The sequence below is a fragment of the Streptomyces brasiliensis genome, assembly GCF_014647875.1.
GTDB classification, from domain to species: Bacteria; Actinomycetota; Actinomycetes; order Streptomycetales; family Streptomycetaceae; genus Streptomyces; species Streptomyces brasiliensis.
This window is the reverse complement of record NZ_BMQA01000148.1, coordinates 1-6,900: the sequence shown is the minus strand read 5'-3', so window position 1 is coordinate 6,900 and position 6,900 is coordinate 1. Positions and strand designations below refer to the sequence as shown.

At 70.6% G+C, this 6,900-nt stretch carries 2 protein-coding genes; both read left to right on the top strand.

Annotated features, from left to right (window positions below):
- Positions 1 to 3,613: non-ribosomal peptide synthetase (locus IEZ19_RS48770; RefSeq protein ID WP_229841715.1), on the top strand; the 3,613-nt coding region annotated here is incomplete at its 5' end.
- Positions 3,613 to 6,900, top strand: a 3,288-nt coding sequence (locus IEZ19_RS48765) for a non-ribosomal peptide synthetase (RefSeq protein ID WP_189317797.1), incomplete at its 3' end; no start/stop codon positions are given. The genes IEZ19_RS48770 and IEZ19_RS48765, both read left to right, overlap by 1 nt.

The following is a 6,900-nucleotide window of genomic DNA, read 5'->3' as shown; positions in this document are numbered from 1 at the left end:
ACGGCTGCCGGAGTACATGGTGCCCGCCGCCTTCGTCACGCTGGACGAGCTGCCGTTGACCGTCAACGGAAAGTTGGACCGCAAAGCGCTGCCCATGCCCGAGTACGAGATGGGTGCGGGCAGCCGGGGACCGGCGACGGTGCAGGAGGAGATCCTCTGCGGCGTGTTCGCCGACGTTCTCGGACTCGACACGGTCGGCGTCGACGACGACTTCTTCCTGCTCGGCGGGCACTCACTTCTCGCGGTGCGCTTGGTGTCGCGGATCCGTGCCGTGCTCGGGGTCGAGCTGCCGCTGCGCACGCTGTTCGAGGCGCCGACGGTGGCCGGACTCGCCGCTCGACTGACCGAGGCGGGCCAGGCTCGGACACCGTTGCGGGCGGCGGAGACGCGTCCGGAGCGGGTGCCGCTCTCGTTCGCGCAGCGGCGGTTGTGGTTCCTGGACCAACTGGAGGGCCCGAGCCCGACGTACAACATCCCGGTGTCGATCAGGCTGAGTGGTGAGGCGGACGTCGCCGCGCTGGACGCCGCGCTGCGCGATGTGATCGCCCGGCACGAGTCGCTGCGGACGCTCTTCCCGGCGGTGGACGACGAGCCGTACCAGCGGATCCTCGACCCGCGGGAACTCGACTGGAACCTCCAGGTGTCCCAGGTGGCGTCCGAGGGCCTGGGCGAGGCGGTGGCGCAGGCCTCGCGGCACACGTTCGTGCTGGCCGCCGAATTGCCCATCCGGGCATGGCTGTTCGAAGCCGGACCCGATGACCGCATCCTCGTGGTCGTGGTGCATCACATCGCCGGCGACGGCTGGTCGATGGCGCCGCTGGCCCGCGATGTGTCGACGGCGTACGCGGCACGGCTCCGCGGCGAGGCCCCCGACTGGGAGCTCCTGCCGGTGCAGTACGCCGACTACACCCTCTGGCAACGCGACGTGCTGGGCGAGGAGTCCGACCCCGACAGCCCACTGTCCGAGCAGGTCGGCTACTGGCGGCGGACGCTGGCCGGGGCACCGGAAGAACTGCCGTTGCCGGTCGACCGTGCTCGCCCGGCCGTGGCCGGGCGCCAGGCGCACCGGGCACCCGTGGAGGTGCCGGCCGAAGTCCACCGGAGGCTGCTCGACCTCGCTCGCGCCGAGGGCGCGACGACGTTCATGGTGGTGCAGGCCGCCCTTGCCGTGACCCTGTCGCGGCTGGGGGCCGGGACGGACATACCGATCGGGTCCCCGATCGCGGGCCGCACCGATGAGGCGTTGGACGACCTGGTCGGGTTCTTCCTCAACACCCTGGTGATCAGGACCGACCTGTCCGGCGATCCGGGATTCCGGGAACTGGTGGGCCGGGTACGGGAAACGAGCCTCGAGGTGCTCGCTCACCAGGACGTACCCTTCGAGCGGCTCGTGGAGGAACTCGCGCCCTCGCGGGTGCTGGGACGGCATCCGCTGTTCCAGGTGATGCTGACACTGCACAACAACGAACGCGCCTCTCTCGACCTGCCCGGTCTGCACACCGGCCGCGGAGGGGCCGTGCTCGACGAGTCCGCCGCGGCACCCGGTCGATACGACTTCTTCGTGTCGCTGACAGAGGTACTGGACGAGAACGGCCGGCCCGCCGGACTGCGCGGCGGACTGACCCTCACCGCCGACCTGTTCGACACACCGGCCGCGAGCCGGATGGCCGAGCGGTTCCTCCGGGTACTGGAGGCCGTCACCACGGCACCGGACCTGCCGCTGCACGCGGTGGACATCCTGGACGGGCACGAACGGGACCTGCTGGTGAACCGTTGGAGCGGCACCCCGAAGGCACCCCCGGAGTCGACGGTCGTCGAGCAGTTCCAGCAGCGGGTGGTGACCGACCCCGAGGCGACAGCAGTGGTGGCCGACGGCGTCCCGGTGCCGTACGGCAGGCTGGACGCGGAGGCCAACCGGCTCGCCCACCATCTGCGTGACCTCGGTGTCGGCCCCGAGAGCGTGGTCGGACTGTGCCTGCCCCGCGGTCTCCAGACGATCACCGTGATCCTGGCGGTCTGGAAGGCCGGTGCGGCCTACCTGCCGATCGACCCCAAGCTGCCCGCCGAGCGGACCGCCTTCATGCTCGCCGACAGCGGAGCACACCTGGTACTCACCGCTGCCACGGAAGCCGGGGAACCGCTCGAGGCGCCGGCCGGTGTCACGACCGTCTCGCTGGACGAGCCGGGGCTGACGGCCGGATGTCCCGAGGACGCGCCGCCGGTGACGTCCGCCCCCGAGCAACTGGCATACGTGATCTACACATCGGGATCGACGGGCACACCCAAGGGCGTGGCGGTCACCCAGGGCGGCCTGGCCGGCTATGTGGCGTCGGCGTCGGCCCGTCTCGGATGGTCCGGTACGGGAGCGCGGTACGCGCTGCTGCAGCCGCAGGTGACGGACTTGGGGAACACGGTCGTCTTCATCAGCCTGGTCACCGGCGGTCAGCTGCATGTGCTGGACGACGCCGTGGTGATGGACGCCGATGCGGTCGCGGGATACCTGGACGAGCACCGCATCGACTTCGTCAAGGCGGTGCCCTCACACCTGGCCGCCTTGGCCGCCGCGGCCGGTGTGCGGGAGCTGCTGCCGGCCCGGTCGCTGGTGCTCGGTGGGGAGGCATCCCCCGCCGCATGGGTCGGCGAGCTGGTGCGGGAGGCCGGGGACCGGCAGATCCACAACCACTACGGGCCGACGGAGACCACGGTCGGCATCGCCACCGCCCGGCTGACCACCGAGACACTCGCCGACGGTGTGGTGCCGATCGGCACACCGCTCGAAGGCACCCGGGTGTTCGTCCTGGACGACCAACTGGCGCCGGTACCGGTCGGAGTGGTCGGCGAGCTGTACGCCGCCGGCGCCCAACTGGCCCGCGGCTACGTCGGCAGGCCCAGGCTGACAGGGGAGCGGTTCGTGGCCTGCCCGTTCGGATCCGCGGGCGAGCGGATGTACCGGACCGGGGACCTGGTGAAGTGGACGTCCGACGGCCGGCTGGTCTTCGTCGGGCGCGCCGACGACCAGGTCAAGATCCGGGGATTCCGCATCGAACCCGCCGAGATCGAAACGGCGCTGCGCAGCCACCCCGGTGTCTCCCGGGCCGCTGTGATGGCACGCGAGGATGTTCCGGGCGACCCCCGGCTGGTCGCCTACATCGTTCCCGCCCACGACGGCGACGACGAAGGCGGCGCCGACATCCGCCGACACCTCGCACGGCTGCTGCCGGAGTACATGGTGCCCGCCGCGGTGGTGGAGCTGACGGAACTGCCGCTGACCAGCAGCGGGAAACTCGACCGAACAGCCTTGCCGGCGCCGGAGCACACGGCGGCCGGGGCAACTGAACGAGAGCCTGCGAACGAGAAGGAAGCAGTCCTCTGCGAGGTGTTCGCGGAGGTGCTCGAACGTGACTCGGTCCGGGTGGACGACAGCTTCTTCGAACTGGGCGGGCACTCGCTGCTCGCGATCAGTCTGCTGTCCCGCATCCGAGCCAGGCTCGGCATGGAAGTCAAGATCCGGACCCTATTCGAAGCACCGACTCCGGCGGCGCTCGCAGCGAAGCTGGGCAGCGAGAAGACGACTCGACCGGCACTTCGTCCAATGCGTGAGGAGAATCAGTGATGATTCCGCTGTCGTTCGCACAGCGCCGGCTGTGGTTCCTGAGCCAGCTCGAGGGCCCCAGCCCGACCTACAACGTGCCGCTGGCCGTCTCGCTCAGCGGAGACCTGGACGTCGAGGCGCTGGACGAGGCCCTGCGCGACGTGATCATCCGCCACGAGTCGTTGCGTACGCTCTGCAAGGTCTCCGACGGCGAGCCGTACCAGCACATCCTGGCTCCGGCAGACCTCGACTGGGCGCTGCAGGTGCGGCACGTCGCCACCGAGGAATTGACGGCGGCGATGGACGAGGTCGCCTGGGGCACCTTTGACCTGGCCGCCGACATGCCGATCCGTGCGTGGCTCTTCCGCACGGACACGCAGCAGTCCCTTCTGGTCGTCCTGGTCCACCACATCGCCGGCGACGGCTGGTCGATGGCACCACTGGCCCGCGATGTGTCGACGGCGTACGCGGCGCGCCAGCACGGGCAGGCCCCCGACTGGGAGCCGTTGCCGGTGCAGTACGCCGACTACACCTTGTGGCAGCGCGAGTTGCTGGGCGACGCGGCGGACCCGGAGAGCCTGCTGTCGCAGCAAGTGGCGTACTGGCGACGGACGCTGGCAGGGGCACCGGAAGAACTGCCGTTGCCGGTGGACCGGCCGCGCCCGGCGGTGGCCGGACACCGCGGGCACCGGGTGCCGCTGCGTGTTCCGGCCGACGTCCACCGGCGGCTGTCGGAACTGGCCCTGGCCGAGGGCGCCACGCTGTACATGGTGTTGCAGGCCGCGCTGGCGGTGACGCTGTCCCGGCTCGGGGCCGGTACCGACATTCCCATCGGGTCCCCGATCGCGGGCCGCAACGACGAGGCGCTGGAGGGCCTGGTCGGGTTCTTCGTCAACACGCTCGTGATCCGTACGGACCTGTCGGGCGACCCGGACTTCCGGCAGGTGCTGAGGCGCGTCCGCGAAGCGAGCCTGGACGCGCTGGCACATCAGGATGTGCCGTTCGAACGGCTGGTGGAGGAGACCGCCCCTGAACGGTCGCAGAGCCGCAATCCGCTGTTCCAGGTCATGTTCACCATGCAGAACACCCGTCGCTCCGCGCTGGACCTGACCGATGTGCAGACCAGCAGGGGCGGGCCGCCCGCGACCGCGCAGCCCTCCGACGAGACGGTCACCGTTCCGGTCAGGTTCGATCTGCATCTGGCCGTGGGGGAGCAGTTCGACGCGGAGGGACAGCCCGCGGGGGTGCGCGGGTCGGTCATGGCTTCCACGGACCTCTTCGACGCCGCTTCGGCGGAGGCGATCGCCGGCCGGTTGATGCGGGTGCTCGACGCAGTCGCGGCGGCCCCGGACGTCGCGGTGCACACGGTCGAGGTGCTCGATGCCGAGGAGCGGGACCGGCTGTTGGTGCAGTGGAACGACACTGCGGTGGAGCCGGTGGGTGTGTCCGTGGTGGAGGCCTTCGAGGAGCGGGTGCGGGCGGCCGCGGACGCGGTGGCGGTGGTGTCCGGCGATGTCCGTCTGACCTTCGGTGAGCTCGATGCGCGGGCGGGTCGTCTGGCGTGCCATCTGCGTGATCTGGGCGTGGGCCCGGAGTCGGTGGTGGGCTTGTGCCTGCCGCGTGGCGTGGAGATGGTGACGGCGATCCTGGCGGTGTGGAAGGCGGGCGCGGCGTACCTGCCGGTTGATGGGGAGCTGCCGGCGGATCGGGTGGCGTTCATGCTGGCCGACAGCGATGTGCGGCTGGTGCTGGGCACCCAGGAGGCGCTCGGTGGTCTGTCGTTCGGGCAGGCGCGGACGCTCGTCCTCGACGACCCGACGACTGCTTTACGGCTGGACGGTTATGGGGAGTCGTCGCCGGGCGGGGTGCTGCCCGTCGTGGATGCGGCCGGGTTGGCGTATGTGATCTATACGTCGGGGTCGTCGGGGGTGCCGAAGGGTGTGGCGGTGACGCATGGGTCGCTGGCCAACTATGTGTCGTCGGTGTCGGGGCGGTTGGGCTGGGATGTGCCGGGGGCGCGGTATGCGCTGTTGCAGGCGCAGGTGACCGACCTGGGCAACACGGTGGTGTTCGCGAGCCTGGTCACAGGCGGACAACTCCACGTACTGGACGCCGAGTTGGCGACGGATCCGGAGGCGGTGGCGCGGTATGTGGCCGAGGAGCGGGTCGACCACATCAAGGTGGTGCCTTCGCATCTGGCGACCTTGACGGCCGCGGTGGGTGTCGAGGCGTTGCTGCCGGCCGGGTCCGTGGTGCTGGGTGGTGAGGCCGCGCAGGCCGGCTGGGTCAAGGAATTGGTGCAGGCGGCGGCCGCTGGTGGTCGGCGGGTGTTCAACCACTACGGTCCGACCGAGACCACGGTCGGGGTGGTGACGGGCGAACTGTCGCCGCAGGTGGTGGCTGGCGGAGTGGTGCCGATCGGCACGCCGATAGCCAACACGCGTCTGTTCGTGCTCGATGGGGCGCTGCGGCCGGTGCCGGTGGGTGTGCCCGGGGAGCTGTATGTGGCGGGTGCCGGGCTGGCGCGCGGGTATGTCGGCCGTGCGGGTCTGACGGGTGAGCGGTTCGTGGCCTGCCCCTTCGGGACCGGAGCCGGTGAGCGGATGTACCGCACCGGGGACCTGGTCAAGTGGACGCAGGACGGCCAGTTGGTGTTCCTCGGCCGGGCCGATGAGCAGGTGAAGATCCGCGGGTTCCGGATCGAGCCCGGTGAGATCGAGGCTGCCCTGTCGGCGCATCCGGAGGTGTCCCGGGTCGCGGTGATCGCCCGCGAGGACACCGCGGGTGACAAGCGTCTGGTCGCCTACGTGGTGCCCGCGCCCGCGGATGCCGATAGCGGCGTGGACGCCGGTGAACTGCGCGGCTTCGTGGCGGGCCGGTTGCCCGAGCACATGGTCCCGGCCGCGTTCGTCACGCTGGACGGGCTGCCGCTGACAGCCAACGGCAAGCTGGATCGCAAGGCCCTGCCCGCCCCCGACGACGCCACGGCAGGCGCCCGCCGTCGGGAACCGGCGGACGCGACCGAGGCCGGGCTCTGCGAGATCTTTGCCCAGGTCCTCGGCCTGGACACGGTCGGAGTGGACGACAGCTTCTTCGAGCTGGGCGGACATTCGCTGCTCGCGATCCGGCTGCTCTCGCGGATCCGGTCCAGGCTGGGCACGGAAGTCAAGATCAGGGCGCTGTTCGAGACACCGACGCCGGCCGGGTTGGCCAGGGCCAGTGGTGTCGGTTCGGTGGACGTGCCGGACAACCTGATTCCGGTGGGTGCGGAGCGGATCTCGCCGGAGATGCTGCCGCTGGTGGAGCTG